Annotated in this window: 17 protein-coding genes; 3 read left to right on the top strand and 14 right to left on the bottom strand. The window is 72.7% G+C overall.

From position 1 onward, the window contains the following. Nucleotides 1-16: 16 nt before the first annotated feature. Nucleotides 17-1,444 (bottom strand): cbb3-type cytochrome c oxidase subunit I, encoded by a 1,428-nt coding sequence (locus G5B56_RS09050; protein WP_164962970.1) that lies wholly within the window; start codon nt 1,442-1,444, stop codon nt 17-19. A 17-nt stretch (nt 1,445-1,461) separates the two neighbouring features. Continuing rightward, on the bottom strand, nt 1,462-1,896 hold the full coding sequence (locus G5B56_RS09045; protein WP_009857624.1) for a cytochrome c: 435 nt from the start codon (nt 1,894-1,896) through the stop codon (nt 1,462-1,464). A 158-nt stretch (nt 1,897-2,054) separates the two neighbouring features. On the opposite strand from G5B56_RS09045, the gene G5B56_RS09040 reads away from it, so the two are divergent. After that, complete coding sequence (locus G5B56_RS09040) at nt 2,055-2,537, top strand: hemerythrin domain-containing protein (protein WP_009857623.1); 483 nt, start codon at nt 2,055-2,057, stop codon at nt 2,535-2,537. 61 nt (nt 2,538-2,598) lie between these two features. Here G5B56_RS09040 and G5B56_RS09035 read toward each other — a convergent pair whose 3' ends face one another. Together G5B56_RS09035 and G5B56_RS09030 are read right to left on the bottom strand one after the other, a co-directional pair. Beyond that, nucleotides 2,599-3,216 (bottom strand): Crp/Fnr family transcriptional regulator, encoded by a 618-nt coding sequence (locus G5B56_RS09035; protein WP_230248410.1) that lies wholly within the window; start codon nt 3,214-3,216, stop codon nt 2,599-2,601. A 221-nt stretch (nt 3,217-3,437) separates the two neighbouring features. Further along, entirely contained in the window at nt 3,438-4,082 is a 645-nt protein-coding gene (locus G5B56_RS09030) for a TetR/AcrR family transcriptional regulator (RefSeq protein WP_164962969.1), read from the bottom strand. A 129-nt stretch (nt 4,083-4,211) separates the two neighbouring features. On the opposite strand from G5B56_RS09030, the gene G5B56_RS09025 reads away from it, so the two are divergent. Then, a complete protein-coding gene (locus tag G5B56_RS09025) occupies nt 4,212-5,657 on the top strand; it encodes a coniferyl aldehyde dehydrogenase (RefSeq protein WP_206023503.1) in 1,446 nt (481 codons plus the stop codon). Nucleotides 5,658-5,709: 52 nt separating this feature from the next. Here the strand turns inward: G5B56_RS09025 and G5B56_RS09020 are convergent, their stop codons facing one another. The 5 genes from G5B56_RS09020 to G5B56_RS09000 form a co-directional block, all read right to left on the bottom strand. Continuing rightward, nucleotides 5,710-6,381 carry a molecular chaperone gene (locus tag G5B56_RS09020; RefSeq protein WP_081467628.1) on the bottom strand — a complete coding sequence of 224 codons (672 nt, stop codon included), beginning with the start codon at nt 6,379-6,381 and terminating at the stop codon, nt 5,710-5,712. A gap of 138 nt (nt 6,382-6,519) precedes the next feature. After that, nucleotides 6,520-7,185 carry a nucleoside/nucleotide kinase family protein gene (locus tag G5B56_RS09015; protein WP_206023502.1) on the bottom strand — a complete coding sequence of 222 codons (666 nt, stop codon included), beginning with the start codon at nt 7,183-7,185 and terminating at the stop codon, nt 6,520-6,522. 9 nt (nt 7,186-7,194) lie between these two features. Continuing rightward, entirely contained in the window at nt 7,195-7,614 is a 420-nt protein-coding gene (locus G5B56_RS09010) for a GNAT family N-acetyltransferase (protein WP_009857617.1), read from the bottom strand. An 811-nt stretch (nt 7,615-8,425) separates the two neighbouring features. Then, nucleotides 8,426-9,949: a wax ester/triacylglycerol synthase family O-acyltransferase gene (locus G5B56_RS09005; protein ID WP_164962967.1), complete on the bottom strand. Its 1,524-nt coding sequence runs from the start codon at nt 9,947-9,949 to the stop codon at nt 8,426-8,428. Between the two features lie 16 nt (nt 9,950-9,965). Then, nucleotides 9,966-11,432 carry a wax ester/triacylglycerol synthase family O-acyltransferase gene (locus tag G5B56_RS09000; RefSeq protein ID WP_240920678.1) on the bottom strand — a complete coding sequence of 489 codons (1,467 nt, stop codon included), beginning with the start codon at nt 11,430-11,432 and terminating at the stop codon, nt 9,966-9,968. Between the two features lie 236 nt (nt 11,433-11,668). Here G5B56_RS09000 and G5B56_RS08995 point away from each other — a divergent pair, with 236 nt between their 5' ends. Next, nucleotides 11,669-11,899: a hypothetical protein gene (locus tag G5B56_RS08995; RefSeq protein WP_009857613.1), complete on the top strand. Its 231-nt coding sequence runs from the start codon at nt 11,669-11,671 to the stop codon at nt 11,897-11,899. Here G5B56_RS08995 and G5B56_RS08990 read toward each other — a convergent pair. From G5B56_RS08990 to G5B56_RS20015, 5 genes are all read right to left on the bottom strand, one after another. Beyond that, a complete protein-coding gene (locus G5B56_RS08990; protein WP_164962966.1) occupies nt 11,889-13,682 on the bottom strand; it encodes an ATP-binding protein in 1,794 nt (597 codons plus the stop codon). The genes G5B56_RS08995 and G5B56_RS08990 overlap by 11 nt on opposite strands. 135 nt (nt 13,683-13,817) lie before the next feature. Next, entirely contained in the window at nt 13,818-15,323 is a 1,506-nt protein-coding gene (locus G5B56_RS08985; RefSeq protein ID WP_164962965.1) for a Do family serine endopeptidase, read from the bottom strand. A 105-nt stretch (nt 15,324-15,428) separates the two neighbouring features. After that, nucleotides 15,429-16,733 (bottom strand): ATP-binding protein, encoded by a 1,305-nt coding sequence (locus tag G5B56_RS08980; protein ID WP_164962964.1) that lies wholly within the window; start codon nt 16,731-16,733, stop codon nt 15,429-15,431. After that, entirely contained in the window at nt 16,730-17,404 is a 675-nt protein-coding gene (locus G5B56_RS08975) for a response regulator transcription factor (protein WP_164962963.1), read from the bottom strand. Before G5B56_RS08975 ends, G5B56_RS08980 begins: the two co-directional genes overlap by 4 nt. Nucleotides 17,405-17,450: 46 nt before the next feature. Continuing rightward, nucleotides 17,451-17,585: a hypothetical protein gene (locus G5B56_RS20015; RefSeq protein ID WP_009857608.1), complete on the bottom strand. Its 135-nt coding sequence runs from the start codon at nt 17,583-17,585 to the stop codon at nt 17,451-17,453. Nucleotides 17,586-17,745 lie beyond the last annotated feature (160 nt).

Below are 17,745 nucleotides of genomic sequence, written 5' to 3'. Positions count from 1 at the left end.
AGCGGCTCCCTTCAGCTCAGGCTTGCGCCAGTTTGCCGGCCGGCACCGTGTCCGTCTTCACCGGCTCGCCGCCGACGAAGAAGCTGGCGAAGTAGGTGAACTGGCCGAGCAGGAAGGTCACGCCGCCGGCGATGCGCACCCAGTAGAAGAAGCGCAGCTGGTCCTGGGTGGACATGAAGCTCATCGCGCCTTCGGTCGGCAAACGCTGCAGCCAGACCTGCAGGATGCCGGCGCCGGTCAGCGCCAGCACCATCACGCCCATGCCGATCGACATGATCCAGAAGCTCCACATCTCGACGGCCTGGGCACGCTGGCTGTTGGCGATGCGCCCGCGCAGCGTCGGCATCGCGTAGCTGATCAGCGTGATGACCACCAGCACGTAGGCGCCGTAGAAGGCCAGGTGGCCGTGTGCGGCGGTGACCTGCGAGCCGTGGGTGTAGTAGTTCACCGGGCTCAGCGTGTGGATGAAGCCCCAGAGGCCGGCGCCCAGGAAGCCCATCACCGCGGTGCCCAGCGCCCACAGCACGGCGGCCTGGTTCGGGTGTTCGCGGCGGCGGCGCTGCACCATGTTGAACGCGAAGACCGTCATCATGAAGAACGGGATCGGTTCCATCGCGCTGAAGATGCTGCCGATCCACTGCCAGTAACCCGGCAGGCCGATGAAGTAGAAGTGGTGGCCGGTGCCCAGGATGCCGGTCATCAGCGCGAAGGCGATGATCACGTACAGCCACTTGTCGATGACCTCGCGGTCGACGCCGGTGGTCTTGACCAGCACGTAGGCCAGCAGCGCGCCGAGGATCAGCTCCCACACGCCCTCGACCCACAGGTGCACGACGAACCACCAGTACATCTTGTCGCGCACCAGGTTGTGCGGGTTCACGAAGCTGAACAGGAAGAAGATCGCCAGGCCCCACAGCCCCATCAGCAGCACCACCGAGACGCTGGTCTTGCGGCCCTTGAGCACCGTCATGCTGACGTTGAGCAGGAAGCCGAGCGCGACGACGACGATGCCGATCTTGGTCGGCAGCGGCTGCTCCAGGAACTCGCGGCCCATGGTCTGCAGCAGGTCGTTGCCGGTCAGCTCGGCGAGCTTGGCGTAGGGCAGCGTCAGGTAGCCGACGATGGTCAGCACGCCGGCGGCGAGGAAGATCCAGAACAGCGCCTTCGCCAGCTTGGGGCTCCAGAGCTCGGTCTCCGACTCCTCGGGCACGATGTAGTAGGCCGCGCCCATGAAGCCGAACAGCAGCCACACGATCAGCAGGTTCGTGTGCACCATGCGGGCGACGTTGAACGGGATGTACGGGAACAGGAAGTCGCCGATGACGTACTGCAGCCCGAGGCTGATGCCGAAGACGATCTGGCCGGCGAACAGCAGCATCGCCGCGATGAAGTACGGCTTGGCCACCGCCTGCGAGCGGTACTTGAGGACTTGTTGGGTATTCATGGAAGGTGCTCCGGCGCTCAGCCTTCGATGTTGGGAGGCCACTTCTCGGTGTTGATCTCGCCGGTCCACTTCAGGAACTGCACGAGATCGTCGAGTTGCTGCTCGGTGAGGTCGAACTGCGGCATCTGCCGGCGGCCCGGGATGTGCGTCGGCTGGGCCTGGATCCAGGCCTTGATGAACTCGCCGCCGCGGCGCTGGTAGACGTTGCCCAGCTCGGGCGCGAAATACGCGCCCTCGCCCAGCAGCGTGTGGCAGCCGATGCAGTTGCGGGTCTCCCAGATCTTCTTGCCGGCAATGACCTGAGGCGTGATCGCGCTGGCGTTGGAGCGTTGCGGGATGCGCCGCTCGGTGTGGAAGACGAGTGCGGCGAACAGCAGTGCGAAGAACACTGTGCCGCCGTAGAACATGTTGCGGGCCATCTGCTTGGTGAACCCGCCCCGGACTTGGCTCATGGAAAGCGCCTCCTTGACTTCGGTGCGCTTATCCTCCTGATTCGCTCGGGTACTTTCCTTGAACCCGTTCAAGGATTCGACCGGAGGCCCCGGGAGAGCATCCGGGCCTGGCCCGCGAGCGGCGGGCCGCCCCGTTCCCACGTCCAGAGAACCCGACGATGAGCCCTGCCGACAAGGTCCCGCACGCGGTGACCGACCTGATCGCCCACATCCTGCTGCGCTTCCACGAGACGCACCGCGCCGAGGTCCCGGTGCTGGTGGCGCAGGCGCGTGCGCTGGCCGCCGCCGGCGTGCTGCCCGAACTCGCCGAGCACCTGGAGCACATGGGCGCAGCGCTCGAGGAGCACATGTTCAAGGAGGAGATGCGGCTGTTCCCGATGATGGAGCAGGGCGGCGGCACGCTGCTGGACCTGCTGCTCGACGACCTGGAGCGCGAGCACCGCGCGCACGAGGTCTCGATCGAACGGTTGCAGGCGCTGCTGGCGCGCCTGCCGGCCACGCCCGAGGCCGCGCTGCTGGCCGCCGGCTGCCGCAAGCTGATCGACGACCTGCAGCAGCACGTCGCCGCCGAGGACGAGGACCTGTTCCTGCGCTTCGGCCCGCGGCGCACGACGGCGGTGGGGCGCGTCGTGCAGCCCTGATCGTCCCGGCGCAGACATGAAAAAGGCGCCCCGCGGGGCGCCTTCGTCTGCGGTGGCCGCCTCAGCGGCCCAGCATCGCCATCGGGTCGCCGGGCAGGCGCGCGTGGCTGCGCAGGTCGGCCAGTTCGGCGGCCGACAGGCGCTCGGCGCCTTGCGGGACCTCGGGGCGGTGCAGCGCGAGTTCACGCAGGCGCGTGGCCAGCGTCAGCGCGAAGGCGCGGGCGAAGACCTCGTCGCCGTCGCAGGCCTCGAACAGCGACTCCAACGGCAACGCCAGCAGCTCGATCGGCTCGCGGATCACCGCGGCCTCGGCCCAGCCGCCCGGCAGGTCGAGCGCGCCGGTGACGTCGAACCATTCGCCGGGGCCGATCAGCCGGCGCTCGATGAAGCCGCCGTCGGCACCCAGGCGGCCCAAGCTGGCGCAGCCGTGGCGCACCAGCCACCACGACGGCTCGGGCCGGCGCGGCGAACCCAGCGTGAACCGCCCGGCTGGGCAACAGATCATGCGCGAGGCGTCGCTGAGCCTGACGAGCGTCGAGTCGGGCACGGTCAGCGGCGCGAAGGCGATGCGCAGCAGGGCAACGTCGTCCTCGAAAGTGCCCGTGACGAAACTCGCGTGCGCGGGCTGCGACGCCGAATCAGCGTCCGGACCTGTCGTCTCGGTCGAACACGTCATCATGTTGGTCTCCTGCATCGTGAAAAGCCGCACCGGGTGGTGGCGTCTGCTGACTCTGGCGATGCCGGGCCCGCATGGATTTGTTCCAGCACAACCCGCAGCCAACCAAGCACCCGGGCTATCCCCTGAATGGTGTTTTTTGCGATTTGGACCAGTTTACCCCCACCGGCGGCGGGGTGGGCGGGAAGCCGTGTGCTGTGGTCCGGCCGCCTCGTCGCGCGGCTTCAGGCGGTGTTGCCGGCGGCCCCGCCGGCCTGCAGCCCGGCGATGAACAGCCGGGCCGAGCGCTCGACCAGGCGCTGCGGATCGGGCGCGGTGTCGACCTCCGGATCGACCTCGAGCCGGCCGTCGACGAGCAGCTGCGCCAGCCCGTGCGCGAAGCCCCAGGCGGCCATCGCCTCGTCGGTGGCCGGTGCCGGCACGCCCAGCGCGACGAGCGCCTGGCGCAGCGTGCCGAGCACGCGGTGGCCGGCCTCGGCGAGCACCGGGTGGTCGGCCTTGCGCACCTCGGGCCCGAGCATCAGGCGGTAGATCGCCGGCTGGGCGACGGCGAAGTCGACGTAGGCGCGTGCCATCGCGACGAAACGCGCCGCCGGGTCGGCCGGCTCCGGCAGCGCGGCGAAGACCGCGCGCAGCCGGTCGAAGCCGCCGGCGGCGATGTCGGCCAGCAGCGCCTCGCGGCTGGCGTAGTGGCGGTAGGGCGCGGCGTGCGACACGCCGACGGCACGCGCCACCTCGCGCAGGCTGACCTCGGCGGCACCGCGCTCGACGAGCACACGCTCGGCCGCCTCGCGCAGCGCGGCGCGCAGGTCGCCATGGTGGTACGCCCGGCGGGGCGGCTCGTCGACAGGGGCGGCGCGGCGGTCCATCGGCTCAGTATATGCCCATGTTGACAGCGTAAACATCGGTCGATAAGGTCGGCGGCTGGGGTGGTGCCGCGCCGGCGCCGCCATGCCGAGCCCGCCCGAATGTCCCGCCGCCGAACCCAGGAGTCGCGCATGAGCGTCACCTCGCCCGTCCTGCCGCCGTCCACGCCCGCCGAGGCGCTGCCGCCGCTGCTGGAGCGCCTGCGCCGCGCCCACCGCGCCGACATGCTGCCCACGCGCGCGCAGCGGCTGGAGCGCCTGCGGCGGCTGGAGCAGCTGCTCGACCGCCACGCCGAGGCCTTTGCCGCGGCCATCGGCGACGACTTCGGCAACCGCTCGCCGGTGGAGATCCGCATCACCGAAACGATGCTGCTGAAGGCCGCGATCCGCCAGGCCCGCGGCCACCTCGGCCGCTGGATGAAGCCGCGGCGCGTGCCGACCTCGCCGGCCTTCTGGCCCGGGCGCTCGTGGCTGCTGCCGCAGCCGCTGGGCGTGGTCGGCATCGTCAGCCCCTGGAACTACCCGCTGCAGCTGGCGCTGGGGCCGCTGGTCGGCGCGCTGGCGGCGGGCAACCGGGCGATGATCAAGCCGTCGGAGCTGACGCCGCGTTTCTCGGCCGCGCTGCAGGCGGCGGTGGCCGAGCACTTCGCGCCCGACGAGGTGACGGTGGTCACCGGCGACGCGGCGACCGGACGCGCCTTCGTCGCGCTGCCGTTCGACCACCTCGTCTTCACCGGCTCGACGGCCGTCGGCCGCGAGGTCGCGCAGGCCGCGGCGAAGAACCTGACGCCGGTGACGCTGGAGCTGGGCGGCAAGTCGCCGGCCATCGTCGACGCCTCGGCCCGGCTCGCGAAGGCGGCCGAGCGCATCGCCTTCGGCAAGCTGGTCAACGCCGGGCAGACCTGCATCGCGCCCGACTACGTGCTGGTGCCGCGCGCGCAGCGCGAGCGCTTCGTCGCCGCGCTGCGTTCGGCGATGGGCCGGCTCTACCCCAGCTTCCGCGCCAACCCCGACTACACCAGCATCGTCAGCGAACGCCATTTCCGCCGCCTGCGCGAGCTGGTGGACGACGCCCGCGAGCGCGGCGCGACGGTGATCGAGCTGGAGGCGCCCGGCGAAGGCATCGGCCGTGCCAGCCGCCAGCTGCCGCCGACGCTGCTGCTCGACGTCGAGCCGGCGATGCGCGTGATGCAGGAGGAGATCTTCGGCCCGGTGCTGCCGATCGTCGGCTACGACACGCTGGACGACGCCATCGCCTACGTCAACGACCGCGACCGGCCGCTGGCGCTGTACTGGTTCGGCAGCGACGCCGCGGCGCGGCGCAAGGTGCTGGCGCAGACGATCTCCGGCGGCGTGTCGCTCAACGAGACGCTGCTGCACGTCGCCCAGGAGGGGCTGCCGTTCGGCGGTGTCGGCGCCTCGGGCATGGGCGCGTACCACGGCGAGGCGGGCTTCCGCCAGTTCAGCAAGGACAAGCCGGTATTCGAGCAGTCGGCGCTGGCGGCCACCGGGCTGATCGCGCCGCCGTACAAGCCGTCGATCGGCCGGCTGCTCGACTGGATCGGCCGCATCGCCTGAAAACGCCGAGCCCGGCGCGCGGCCGGGCTCGTGTCGCGGAGCGCGCCGCGCGTCAGGCGGCGACGGCCATCGGCGTGAACGGGTCGACCTCGTCCATCGACAGCTTGCAGGCGCGGCCGATCAGTGTCGCGGCGGCGGCGTAGTAGCCGGTGGCGGCCTTGGCCGCGAGCTGCTCGCAGTGCGCCGGCACCCAGGCCATCAGGTGGCGCGACAGGAAGCGCAGCTGCTGGGCGCGGCAGCGCTGGGCCGCGGCGTCGTCGCCCGCGGCCAGGGCCTCGCCTTCCTGGCGGCAGAGGTGGGCGACGAATTGCAGCTCGTTGCCGAGGTGGTCGGGCGCGCCGAGCAGCGCCATCGGCTCGAAACCGGCCTCGCGGTACGAGCGCAGCACGTCGAGCACGCGGTCACCGCCGGGTGCCACGCCCAGCGCCGCCGACTCGCACGGGGCGGTCAGCGTCTCGCCGTGCATCACCATCGACAGCAGCCGCGTGCGGTCGACGGCCAGCACCGTGGCGCCTCCGGGGTGGCGGCGCGACTTGCGCAACGCGGCCAGCAGCGCACCGAGCTGCGGCGCCAGCGGGCGCGAGCCGTCGGCGGCGCCGAGCGCGGCCTCCAGCTCGTCCAGCCATTGCGGCGTCGGCCGCTCGATCACCACCCTGGCCAGCAGGCCCCACAGGGCCGCCCGCTTGCGGGCCTCGTCTCCGTCTCGTCTCGTGGTCTCGCTCATGTCGCTCTCGCCGTGGCGTGATGTGGGGTGCACGTCGCGGTTGGGTCCGCGTGGATGCCGGCCTGACCCCAGAACTGCAGCGGCCGCACCACCCCGAATGATGGGTGCCCGGTGCGGTATCCGTGGGATATCCGATCCCTAGCAAACAGGGGGGGTCGACAGCACCGGCGGATGGCCGGGGGCGGCGTCCCAGCGCAACCTCAGGTTGGCACACGACGCGGTGGCGGCCACGCGGCGGGCGTTCGGCTCGTCGGTCTGTTCGACCCAGGCCGCCGCGTCCGCGGCGCTGCGGCCGTGCAGGCGGTGGCGCGCGGCCAGGCGCTCGCGGCGCAGCGTGTCGTCGACCTCGACGTACCAGACCTCGTCGAGAAGCGGCCGCACGCCGGCCCAGGGCCCGTCGAGCAGCAGGTAGTTGCCCTCGGTGATGACCAGCGGCAGCTGCGGCGGCACGGCGATCGCGCCGGCCACCGGCTCGCCCAGGTCGCGCCGGTACTCGGGCGCCCAGACGGTGTCTTCGGCGGCGCGCAGCCGTGCCAGCAGCGCGACGTAGCCAGCGGCGTCGAAGGTGTCGGGTGCGCCCTTGCGGCCGCGCCGTCCCAGGCGGTCGAGCTCGGCGTTGGCGAGGTGGAAGCCGTCCATCGGCACGACCACGGCGGCCGGCGCGAGTGCGGCCGCCAGCGCCGCGGCCAGCGTCGACTTGCCGGCGCCCGGCGGCCCGGCGATGCCCAGCAGCCGGCGGCCGCCGGCACGGGCCAGCGCCGCGGCGCGCTCGGTCCAGGTGTCGGGGACGGCGGGGTGCACCACGGCGCGAGCTTAGCCGGCGCGCATGCTGTAGCCGTTCTCGCACTCGGCGGTGACGGTGAAGCCCAGGCGCTCGTAGAGGCTGCGCGCCGGGTTGCTCTTGAGCACCGAGAGGCTGACGCGTGCGCCCTGGTCCCGGGCCTCGGCCAGCACCTCGGCGATCAACCGGCTGCCGATGCCGGCGCGGCGATACGCGGGCAGCAGCTGCACCTGCTGGATCGCCCAGTCGCGGCTGCCGCGGTGCACACGCAGCAGGCCGACGGGCTGGCCGTCGAGCAGCACGACGGCCGCGCCGGCGAGCTGGGTGCGCAGCGAGGCCAGCGCCTCGCCTTCGAGCTGGGCGGCGCCCGGCCCGTGGTGCAGCACCGCGATCCACGGCAGGTCCCGCTCGGTGGCGGCGCGGGTGGCGAGGATCGGCAGGCGGTCTGGCATGGCCGGGTGATTCTGGAGTGCCGGTCTCATCCGTCCAGTTGTGGAGACCGCGTAGGCTGCCGCCGGCTGTCCGCTGCGTGACATCCTCGCTGCCCGGCCTTGCGGCGGCGGGCTTACAGTGGCCGCATGGCCACCCGTCACACGCATCGCGGCCGCCCGCGGCTGCTGCACTCGGCGCTGGAGGCGCGTGTCTTCGCCGAACTGGCGGTGCTGCCGTGGACGCTGCCGGCGCTGTCGCTGGCCGCGCCGCGCGGCGACGGCCATCCGGTGCTGCTGCTGCCGGGCTTCATGGGCAGCGAGCTGTCGCTGATCGGCCTGGAGCGTTTCCTGCGCCGCCGCGGTTATGCCGTCGAGACCTGGGGCCTGGGCCGCAACGTCGGCTTCAACCCGCGCCACGCGACGGCGCTGGAGCAGAAGATCCGCCACATGGCGCACCGCGCCGGGCGGCCGGTCAGCCTGGTCGGCTGGAGCCTGGGCGGCGTGTTCTCGGTCTACGGCGCGCACCAGGCGCCGGAGTGCGTGCGCCAGGTCGTCACGCTGGGCAGCCCGGTCAGCGTCGACCCCGAGGGCAGCGCGTCGCCGCCGCTGGTCAAGGCGATGTACCGGCTGATCGCCCACCCGCACGGGCCGTCGGCGCACACGATGCAGCCGCGGGCGAAGAAGCTGCGCGAGCGCGTGCCGCTGGCGGTGCCGGTGTCCTGCCTGTACTCGCTCAGCGACGGCGTCGTGCCGCCGCAGGAGGCGACGATCGAGGGCGACCCGGCGCGGCACGAGAACATCCGCGTGCCGGGCAGCCACCTCGGGCTGGGTTTCAACCCGGTGGTGCTGTGGATCGTCGCCGACCGCCTGGCGCTGCCGGACGGCCGCTGGCGGCCTTTCGAGCCGCACGGGGCCTGGGGCCGGGCCTACCGGCTGCTGACGCACCGCGCGCTGCCGGTCTGAGCGGCGCCGGTGCCGCTGCGGCCAGCGCCAGATACTCCTGGAAGCTGTCGCGCACCGCCTGGGTGAAGGCCTCGGGGTCGGGCACCAGCTCACGGCAGGACGTCGGCGAGACGACGATGCGGCCGTCGTACTCGGTGACGGCGAACACCAGCCCCATGCCGTCGGCGATCGGCAGGATGGCCGAGAAGTAGGTCATGCGCGCGCCGCACAGGTACAGCGGCTGGCGCGGGCTGCCGACGGCGGTGACGGTGCAGCAGGCCGCCGGCCGGCGCAGCTCGTTCGCGCGCAGGCCCAGCCAGCGCGAGGCGAGCTTCATCGTCGCCGCGGGCGCGTGCTCGGCCAGCTCGGTGAGCCCGCGTGCGGCCTGGGCGCGCAGCCCGGCACGGGCGCTGGCGGCCTGGCGCTGGATGTGGCGCAACCGGGCGACCGGATCGTCGATCGAGGTGCCCAGCGACACCAGCTGCCACGGCGGCTCGACGCCGGGCTCGGGCACCGCACCGGCGACCGGCGCGATGGCCTCGAGGTCGGCTTCGGGCAGCTCGCCCTGGGCCTGCAGATAGCGCCGCAGGCCGCCGGCGCAGACCGCGAGCACCGCGTCGGTGACGGTGGCGCGCGGCACCAGCGCGCGGATGCACTCGAACTCGGCCACCGTGAAGCGGCGCGTGTCGAACACGCGGTGCGGCGAGACCACCGAGTTGAAGCGGGTCGCGTGGTGCTGCTCGGGCGCGACGACGTCGGCGGCGAAGGTCCAGGCCACCGGCGCCAGACGCAGCAGCGGTGCGGCCAGCGACAGCGGCGACAGCGCGGTGTGCAGCGCGCCGCGCGCCAGCAACTGCAGCGCGCCGGGTGCGCGTTCGGGGAACCAGGGCTCGGGCGGTTCGGCGCGCGGCGGCTCGGCGACGAGGTCGTGCAGCGCCTCGACGATCTCGTGGCGCCCGGCGACGTCGACGGCGGCGTGGTGGATCTTGGTCAGCACCGCGAAGCTGCCCGGCGGCAGGTCGACGAAGCTGTCCAGGCCTTCGATGACGTAGAGCTCCCACAGCGGCCGGTTCAGGTCCAGCGCGCGGGCGTGGATGCGCGAGGCCTGGATGCAGAACTGGCGCCAGTCGCCCGGCTTGGGCAGCGCGATGTGGCGCACGTGGTACTCGAGGTCGAAATGCTCGTCCTCGACCCAGTACGGATAGTCCAGCTCCAGCGGCACGCGCAGCAGGCGCTGGCGGAACACCGGCGAGCGCTGCAGCCGCCCGGCGACGTGCGCCAGGATGCTCTTGAAGCGCACCGTGCCGCCCGGCGCGGTGCTCTGGTCGTAGATCTGGACGAAGGTGACGTTCGCGTTGGCGTGCGTCGTGTCGGCGTAGAGGAAACCGGCTTCGTGGCCGCTCAGCTGGCGCATGGGGTCTCCTGCAGGGTCAGGGCGTCGGCAGGGCGCGTGCCGCCGCGGTGCCGGCGCGCTTGCGTGGCGGCTTCGGGCGGCTGGCGGCGACCAGCTCGTCCAGCGCCTCGTGCAGCGCCGCCCTCAGTTCGCCGGCGTCGGCCACCGCCGCCTGCGCCGCGGTGAAGCCGAAACCCAGCTCGCCGGCGTAGCTCATCACCGTGATGTTCAGGCCGATGCCGTGCTCGACGATGGACAGCGGCCAGTAGCTCGTCATGCGTGCGCCGGCCAGGTACAGCGGCTCGTGCGGGCCGGGCACGTTGGAGATGACGACGTTGGCCAGCGGCGGCACCGCGCCGGCGATGCCCGAGGCGCCGTACACGGCGGCCAGCCCCTGCAGCAGCCAGGGCGCGCCCAGCGACGGGAAGTCGGTCGGGATGACGCCGCGCGCGCGTTTGGCCGCCGACTTCACCGCCCCGGCGGCGTCGCGGATCGCGTGCAGGCGCTTCAGCGGGTTGGCGATGTCGGTGTGCAGGTTGACCAGCGACAGCGTGGCCTTGGTCGTGAACTCCTGGTCGCCGCTGGCGCGCAGCGAGATCGGCATCGACGCCAGCAGCGGCTTCTTCGGCACGCCGCCGTGTGCCGCCAGCCAGCGCCGCAGCATGCCGCTGCACAGCGCGAGCACGATGTCGTTGAGCTTGGCCTCGTGGGCCGCGGCCAGCGCCTTCAGCGTGTCCATCGGCACCGAGACGGCGGCGAAGCTGCGTTCGGCACCGATCGGCACGTTCAGCGCCGTCTTCGGGCCGAAGCCGAAGTTCTCGCGCAGATGCCCGTCGGACTTGGCGGCGCTGCCGCGCGGCTTGCGCGGGCTGGCGAACAGCGTGCCGATCAGCTGCAGCGCCTGCGGCAGCTGGCGCGCGAGCTTGACGTACAGGCCCGCGTCGCGCGCCAGCGCGGCGGCGGCGAGTTCCAGCGTGCCGGGGGCCTCGGCGCGTCGCGTGCGGCCGCGCGGCCGCGGCGGCGGCTCGGGCGACGGGTCGAACAGCGTCTGCGCCAGCAGCACGCCGGCCTTGCCGTCGAGCAGCGCGTGGTGCACCTGCACGTAGTAGCCGATTTCGCCGGAGGCCAGGCCGTCGAGCACCCAGATGCGCCACAGCGGCCGCGTGCGGTCCAGGCGCTCGGCGTGCAGCCGCGCGACCGTGGCCTCCAGTTCGGCCTGCGTGCCGGGCGCCGGCACCGCGACACGCTGCACGTGCCAGTCCATGTCGGCGCTGTCGTCCTCCACCCACACCGGGTTGGCGAACTGCAGCGGCATCGTCGCCAGCCGCCGTGTCAGCACCGGCGCCAGGTGCAGCCGCTGCTTCATCAGCCGCCGCACCGCGGTGGCGAAGTCGCCGCGTGCGCCCGGCGGCCGCACGAACAGGTGCAGCGAGCCGACGTGCATCGGCGTCTGCGTCGTCTCCAGGTGGAGGAAGGCCCCGTCCACCCCGCTCAAGGCTTGCATGCCCTTTTCTCGCTTTCGCGCCGATGCGGCCTGCCGGCCCGGCGTCGTGCCAACGTAAGCGGCGCACCGCGACCACGACGCGCATTCAGATCAATCTTTCGTCAAGTCGGTCACGGGGATCGGGGGCGGGCTGCAGCGGACCCCGCAACTGCGGGAAATGCAATCCCGCCCGGCGCCGGGAAAATGGTCATATGTCACAAGATGTACGTCCAGCCGGAGTTCGTCGTTTCCAGGGCGTGACCGTCTTCGACAACGGTGCCGACCGCCCGAGCGAGTTCGGCGACTCGAGCACCCGCCCCACGCTCTGGGACGAGCCTTCGCGCCATCCCGATTCGACGCTGGAGCGGCGCCGCCCGCGCGCCGCCGCGCCGCGGCGCAGCTCGACCGGCCTCTGGCTGGCCGCGATCGCCGTCGTCGGCGCCGCGGCCGCCGGCCTGGTGCTGCTGGCCAGATACCTCAGCCGCTGACGGCCATCGGCTGCGGCGGCGTGGCCGTCGCCGGCAGCACGATGGTCAGCGCCAGCGTGAAGCGCGCGCCGCGGCCGGGCTCGGAGGCCAGCGTCAGCGTGCCGCCCATCAGCTGCGCCAGCGCGCGCGACAGCGCCAGCCCCAGGCCGGTGCCGCCGTGTTCGTAGCTCACGCGCGCGCTGCCCTGGCGGAAACGCTCGAAGATCGTCTCGTGCAGTTCGGGCGCGATGCCCGGGCCGGTGTCCTCGACGTGCATCAGCACCCGGTCGCCCAGGCGCTCGACCATCACGTCGACGCGCCCGGCCGGGGTGAACTTGATCGCGTTGGACAGCAGGTTGTTCAGGATCTGCTTCACGCGCAGCCCGTCGGCGACGATGACCTGCGGCGCCTCGGGGTCGATCTCCACCGCCAGCGTCAGCCCCTTGCCGGCCGCGGTGAGGGCGTAGAAGTCGACCGTGCCCTGCACCAGCGAGCCCAGGTTCACGGGTTCGGAGCTCAGCGTCATCGAACCGGCCTCGACCTTGGCCAGGTCGAGGATCTCGCCCAGCAGCTGGTTCAGGTACTCGGCGCCCTTGCGGATCAGCCCGGCCTGGTCGCGGAACTTCGGGTTGTCCAGCCGGTGCTCCATCAACTCGGCGAAACCGCGGATGCTGGTCAGCGGCGTGCGCAGCTCGTGCGAGATGGCGGCCAGGAACTCGCTCTTGGCGTTGTTCGCGGCGTTGGCCTGGGCCTCGCTGGCGCGCAGCGCGGCGTTGTGGGCCTCCAGCCGGCGCAGCCCGGCGACGAAGACCAGCGCGCCGGCGGCGACGGCGCCGGTGAGCAGCAGCGTCAGCACGACGGCGATGTTGCGTGTCGTGCGCCAGCCCACCAGGGCTTCCTGGCTGGCGGTGGCCACCAGCACGTACAGCGGGTAGTCGGCGATGCGCCGGTAGGCCGTGTAGCGCTCCAGGCCGTCGAGCGTGCTGACGCCGCTGAACGTGCCTTCGCGCTGCAGGTCCTGCTGCGAGAACGCGCCGCCGCGCTTGAGCTTCTCGCCGATCTGGTTGGCGCTCTCGCCGCCGACGACGCGGGCGCGGATGCTCAGGTCCTGGCCGACCAGCGTCACCGCGCCCAGCGAGCCGATCGCCGCGCGCCGGTAGACGTCCTCGAAGTAGCCCGGGTCCAGCGAGGCGACGACGACGCCGATGACGCGGCCGTCGGCGGCGCTGATGCGGCGCGAGATCTGGATCGTCCAGCGCTTGGACACCTTGCCCAGCACCGGCTTGCCGATCCACAGGTCGTCGGCGCTCTTGAGCCCGGTGCCCGGCGGCAGCGTCGTCGGCGCCAGGTGCACACGCACGTGCTCGCGTTCGGACAGGTCGACGTGGCCGGTCTTGCGGCCATCGGGGTCGAGGTTGCTGCCGATGAAGCGGCCGTCGGCGCCCACCAGCGACAGCTGCACCAGGATGCCGGGCACCAGGCCGGTCTCGTTGGCATAGCGCGGGAGTTCCAGCCCGTCGCCGCCGTGGCGCGCGAAGTCGTCGCGCGCGCGCACCGTGGCCTGGTCGACCGCGGCCAGCACCCGAACCGTCTGTTCCTCGAAGGCGCGTGCCAGGTTGGTGTTCTGGCGGAGTTCGCCGGCGATGGCGTCGTGCCAGCGCAACCACAGCACCAGCGCGACGGTGGCCCAAGCCAGCACGATCAGCACGCCGGCGGCGCCGATCGCGAGCTTGCTCAGGCGGCGTTCGGCGCCGGGGGCGGCCGAGGCAGCAAAACGCTGCAGCGTGGAACTGAGGGTCAACATGGCGGCGATCACTTGAAGTGATCAAATCTAGCATTTCTATCGCTATGAATTGCGCCAATACGTCACGTCCCACGCCACAAACGACGACGGCCGCCCCGTTGCCCGGGGCGGCCGTCGGCGAGCAGGCGACACGAATCAGCCGATGCGGATCGGCACGAAGATCGTCTCGCCGTCACGCTGCACCAGCAGCGCGACGTGGCGCGGCTTGGTTTCGAGCACCTTCTGCACCTGCTCGATCGACTGCACCGGCTGGCCGTTGATCGCCAGCAGCACGTCGCCGCGCTCGACGCCGGCACGTGCCGCCGGGCCGGCGACGTCCTGCACCAGCAGGCCGCCGTCGACGTGCACCTGGCGCTGCTCGTCGCGTGTCAGCGGGCGCAGCGCCAGGCCGAGCTGCGTGCCTTCGGGGCGCGCCGGGTCGTCGGCGCGCGCCACCTCGGCCTCGGCGCTGCCGAGCTTGACCTCGAGCTCGCGCCAGCTCTTGTCGCGCCAGACCTTGAGCTTGACGCGCTCGCCCGGCGCCGACAGGCCGATCAGCGAAGACAGGTTGCCGCTGCGCTCGACCGTCTGGCCGTTGACCTCGGTGATCACGTCGCCGGGCTTGAGTCCGCCCTTGGCCGCCGCGCTGCCGGGCTGCACCGCGGCGACCAGCGCACCGTCGGGCCGCTCCAGCCCGAAGGACTCGGCCAGGCCCTGGTTCAGGTCCTGGATCGAGACCCCCAGCCGCGCATGCTGGGCGCGGCCGGTGGCGACGATCTGGTCCTTGATCTTCAGCGCGACGTCGATCGGGATCGCGAACGACAGGCCCTGGAAGCCGCCGCTCTGCGAATAGATCTGGGCGTTGATGCCGACGACGGCGCCGCCGCCGTCGAGCAGCGGGCCACCCGAGTTGCCGGGGTTGACCGCGGCGTCGGTCTGGATGAACGGCACGACGGTGTCGCCGGGCAGCGAACGGCCCTTGGCGCTGACGATGCCGGTCGTCGCCGTCTGCTCGAAGCCGTAGGGCGCGCCGATGGCCATCACCGGGTCGCCGACCTCCAGCCGGCGCGGCTCGCCCAGGCGCACCGTCGGCAGCCCCTTGGCATCGATTCGCAGCACGGCGATGTCGGTCACCGGGTCGCTGCCCAGCACCTTGGCCGGGAACTCGCGCCGGTCGCTCAGCTTGACGGTGACCTCCTTGGCTTCGCGCACGACGTGGGCGTTGGTCAGGATCAGGCCGTCGGCGGCGACGATGAAACCCGAGCCCTGGCCGCGGAACGGCACCGAGGGGTTGGCGCCGCGGCCGCGCTGGCCGAAGCCGGGCATGCCGCGGAAGAACTGGAAGAACGGGTCGTTCTCCAGCCCTTCGGGCAGGCCCTGCTCCTCGGCCGTGGCCTTGTGCAGGCCCTCGACGGTGATGCCGACGACGGCCGGGCCGGCCTGCTTGAAGATCGCGCGGTAGTCGGGCACCGTGCCCTGGGCCGGGATCGGCGCGACCGGCGCGGTCGTGGCGGCGGTGGTGGCCGCCGCGGCACCGGCCATCGCGGCGGCGGGTGCGGGGCGGTCCAGCCGCAGCCAAGGCGGCAGGTCGAAGGCGCTGGCCGCACTCGCACCGAGCACGCCGCCGGCCAGCAGGGCGGCGGCCAAAGGCTTCATCTTCATCGTGTCCATGTCCTTTTCGCGGAGAACGGGCCCTGGTCGAAGCCCGATGGACGCGAGATTGGGGCCGGACGATGAGTGCAGCGTTAGCGCTGCGTGAAGCGAGGATTAAGCCGCCGTCGGGAAACGCACGCTGGCGCGCAGCCCGCCCAGCGGCGACTCGGCCAGCGTGACGCGGGCGCCGTGGCGCTCGGCGATCGTGCGCACGATCGCCAGCCCCAGGCCGCTGCCTTCGCCGGCGCCGGGGTCGCGGCGGTAGAAGCGGTCGAAGACACGCTCGCGTTCGGCCACCGGGATGCCCGGGCCGGCGTCGTCGACGACGAGCAGCGGCGCGCCGCCGTCCAGCGCCGCGCGCACCTCGACTCGCGCGCCGGGCGGCGAATGGCGCACCGCGTTGTCGACGAGGTTGCGCACCAGCACCGCCAGCGAGCCGGCGTCACCCTGCAGCGGCACCGGCGCGTCGGCCTGCAGCGCCAGCTCGGTGCCGCGCGTCCGCGCCAGCGGCACCGTCGCGGCGAGCGCGCTGCGCGCGGCTTCGGCGAGGTCGACACGCGCCGTCGGCAGCGGCGGCGCGCCGGGTTCGTTGCGCGCCAGCACGAGCAGCTGCTCGACCAGCCAGGCGCTGCGCTCCACGCCTTCGCCCAGCGCGCGCACGGCCTCGGCACGTGCCGCCTCGTCCTCGGCGCGTTCGAGCAGGCGGATCTGCAGCTTCAGCGCCTGCAGCGGCGAGCGCAGCTCGTGCGCGGCGTCGGCGACGAAGGCGCGCTGGGTGTCCATCGCCTGCGCGAGCTGGGCCAGCAGCCCGTTGAGCGCGGTGACCAGCGGCGACAGCTCGTCGGGCAGCCCGGCGGCCGGCAGCGGCGCCAGCGACTGCGGCTCGCGCTCGTGCACCGCACGCGCGACGCTGCGCAGCGGGCGCAGCACGCGGGTCGCCGCGGCCCAGGTCAGCAGCGCGATCAGCGGTGCGATGCCGAGCAGCGGCGCGACGCTGCGCAGCGCCGCGCCGGCGGCCAGGCGCTGGCGGATCTGGCGCGGCTGCGCGACCTGGATCACACGCTGGCCGCGCAGCACGGTGAAGGTGCGCCAGGTCTGCTTGCCGGCCGAGACGTCGGCGAAGCCGAGCAGCGCGCGCGCCGGCAGCTCGTCGTGCGGGCGCGAGGCGTAGATCGTCTGGCCGTCGGCGCTCCAGATCTGGATCACGAAGTCGAGCTCGCGGTCGGCCAGCGCGCCGGCCTGGTCGGGCGCGATCTCGCCCTGGTCGCGCAGCGACAGCGCCATCTGGCGCAGCTGGTAGTCGAACAGCGCCTCGGTCTCGGCGAGCACGTTGCGGTAGGTGACGGCGCCCATCACCGCCGCGGCGAAGGCGAGCATCGCCAGCAGCAGCGCGAGCACACGCGCGCGGATCGAGTTCACAGGAAGTAGCCGACGCCGCGCATGTTGCGGATGAAGTCGGCGCCCAGCTTGCGCCGCAACTGGTGGACGTAGACCGAGACGGCGTTGCTCTCCACCGCGTCGCCCCAGCCGTAGAGGCGGTCTTCGAGCTGGGCGCGCGACAGCACCGCGCCGGGGCGCTGCATCAAGGCTTCCAGCACCGCGAACTCGCGCGCCGACAGCAGCACCGGCTGGCCGTCCTTCGTCACCTGGCGCGTCGCCGGGTCGAGCGTGACGCCGCCGTGCGTCAGCAGCGGCGCGGCGCGGCCGCCGTGGCGGCGCGTGACGGCACGGATGCGCGCCGTCAGCTCGTCGAACTCGAAGGGCTTGACGAGGTAGTCGTCGGCGCCGGCGTCCAGGCCGCGCACGCGGTCGCCGCTGGCGTCGCGCGCGGTCAGCACGATGACCGGCGTGGTGTCGGCGCGGCCGCGCAGCTCGCGCAGCACGTCCAGGCCGTCGGCCGGCGGCGTGCCGGGCGGGCCGCCGGGCGGCAGGCCCAGGTCGAGCAGCACGCAGTCGAAACGTTCGCTGGCCAGCGTGGCGCGCGCCGCGGCGACGTCGCGCACCCAGTCCACGGCATGGCCTTCGAGCCTGAGCGCGGCGCGCAGGCTCTCGCCGATCATGCGGTCATCCTCGACGAGCAGCAGTCGCATGCGCCGAGCATAGCGGCGCCGGCGCTGCGGCCCGTGCGGGCCGCGTTCAGCGCAGCGCGACCGGCGGCACCGCGGGCGCCGCCGCGGCCTCGGCCCAGATCCAGGCGCTGAACACCGCCACGGCGAGGGTGGCGATCGTCAGCCAGCGGTCCCATGGCGGGCGGTAACCGTTCCTGCTCATCGTCGACCTCCGTGAAAGGTCGGGAGCGCGTCGCTGCGGCTGCCGGGCGTGTCACCGCCTGTTTCACCGCGCGTTGCGCCTTCGGGGTTGTGGTCGGGGCCTCGGGAACTACGATCTTGCATGGCCTTCACGGGCTGCAGTGCAGTCCCCCCAAGAGCAA

It is taken from the genome of Rubrivivax sp. JA1026 (assembly GCF_011065555.1).
Classification (GTDB): domain Bacteria; phylum Pseudomonadota; class Gammaproteobacteria; order Burkholderiales; family Burkholderiaceae_C; genus Rubrivivax; species Rubrivivax benzoatilyticus.
The sequence above is the reverse complement of the archived record's forward strand: the minus strand, read 5'-3'. Positions and strand labels throughout refer to the sequence as shown.

What these genes read in the sequence shown, in the direction of transcription:
- G5B56_RS09050 (WP_164962970.1), bottom strand. Translation starts at nt 1,444, where the DNA reads ATGAATACCCAACAAGTCCTCAAGTACCGCTCGCAGGCGGTGGCCAAG.
- G5B56_RS09045 (WP_009857624.1), bottom strand. Translation starts at nt 1,896, where the DNA reads ATGAGCCAAGTCCGGGGCGGGTTCACCAAGCAGATGGCCCGCAACATG.
- G5B56_RS09040 (WP_009857623.1), top strand. Translation starts at nt 2,055, where the DNA reads ATGAGCCCTGCCGACAAGGTCCCGCACGCGGTGACCGACCTGATCGCC.
- G5B56_RS09035 (WP_230248410.1), bottom strand. Translation starts at nt 3,216, where the DNA reads ATGATGACGTGTTCGACCGAGACGACAGGTCCGGACGCTGATTCGGCG.
- G5B56_RS09030 (WP_164962969.1), bottom strand. Translation starts at nt 4,082, where the DNA reads ATGGACCGCCGCGCCGCCCCTGTCGACGAGCCGCCCCGCCGGGCGTAC.
- G5B56_RS09025 (WP_206023503.1), top strand. Translation starts at nt 4,212, where the DNA reads ATGAGCGTCACCTCGCCCGTCCTGCCGCCGTCCACGCCCGCCGAGGCG.
- G5B56_RS09020 (WP_081467628.1), bottom strand. Translation starts at nt 6,381, where the DNA reads ATGAGCGAGACCACGAGACGAGACGGAGACGAGGCCCGCAAGCGGGCG.
- G5B56_RS09010 (WP_009857617.1), bottom strand. Translation starts at nt 7,614, where the DNA reads ATGCCAGACCGCCTGCCGATCCTCGCCACCCGCGCCGCCACCGAGCGG.
- G5B56_RS09005 (WP_164962967.1), bottom strand. Translation starts at nt 9,949, where the DNA reads ATGCGCCAGCTGAGCGGCCACGAAGCCGGTTTCCTCTACGCCGACACG.
- G5B56_RS09000 (WP_240920678.1), bottom strand. Translation starts at nt 11,432, where the DNA reads ATGCAAGCCTTGAGCGGGGTGGACGGGGCCTTCCTCCACCTGGAGACG.
- G5B56_RS08990 (WP_164962966.1), bottom strand. Translation starts at nt 13,682, where the DNA reads ATGTTGACCCTCAGTTCCACGCTGCAGCGTTTTGCTGCCTCGGCCGCC.
- G5B56_RS08985 (WP_164962965.1), bottom strand. Translation starts at nt 15,323, where the DNA reads ATGAAGATGAAGCCTTTGGCCGCCGCCCTGCTGGCCGGCGGCGTGCTC.
- G5B56_RS08975 (WP_164962963.1), bottom strand. Translation starts at nt 17,404, where the DNA reads ATGCGACTGCTGCTCGTCGAGGATGACCGCATGATCGGCGAGAGCCTG.
- G5B56_RS20015 (WP_009857608.1), bottom strand. Translation starts at nt 17,585, where the DNA reads ATGAGCAGGAACGGTTACCGCCCGCCATGGGACCGCTGGCTGACGATC.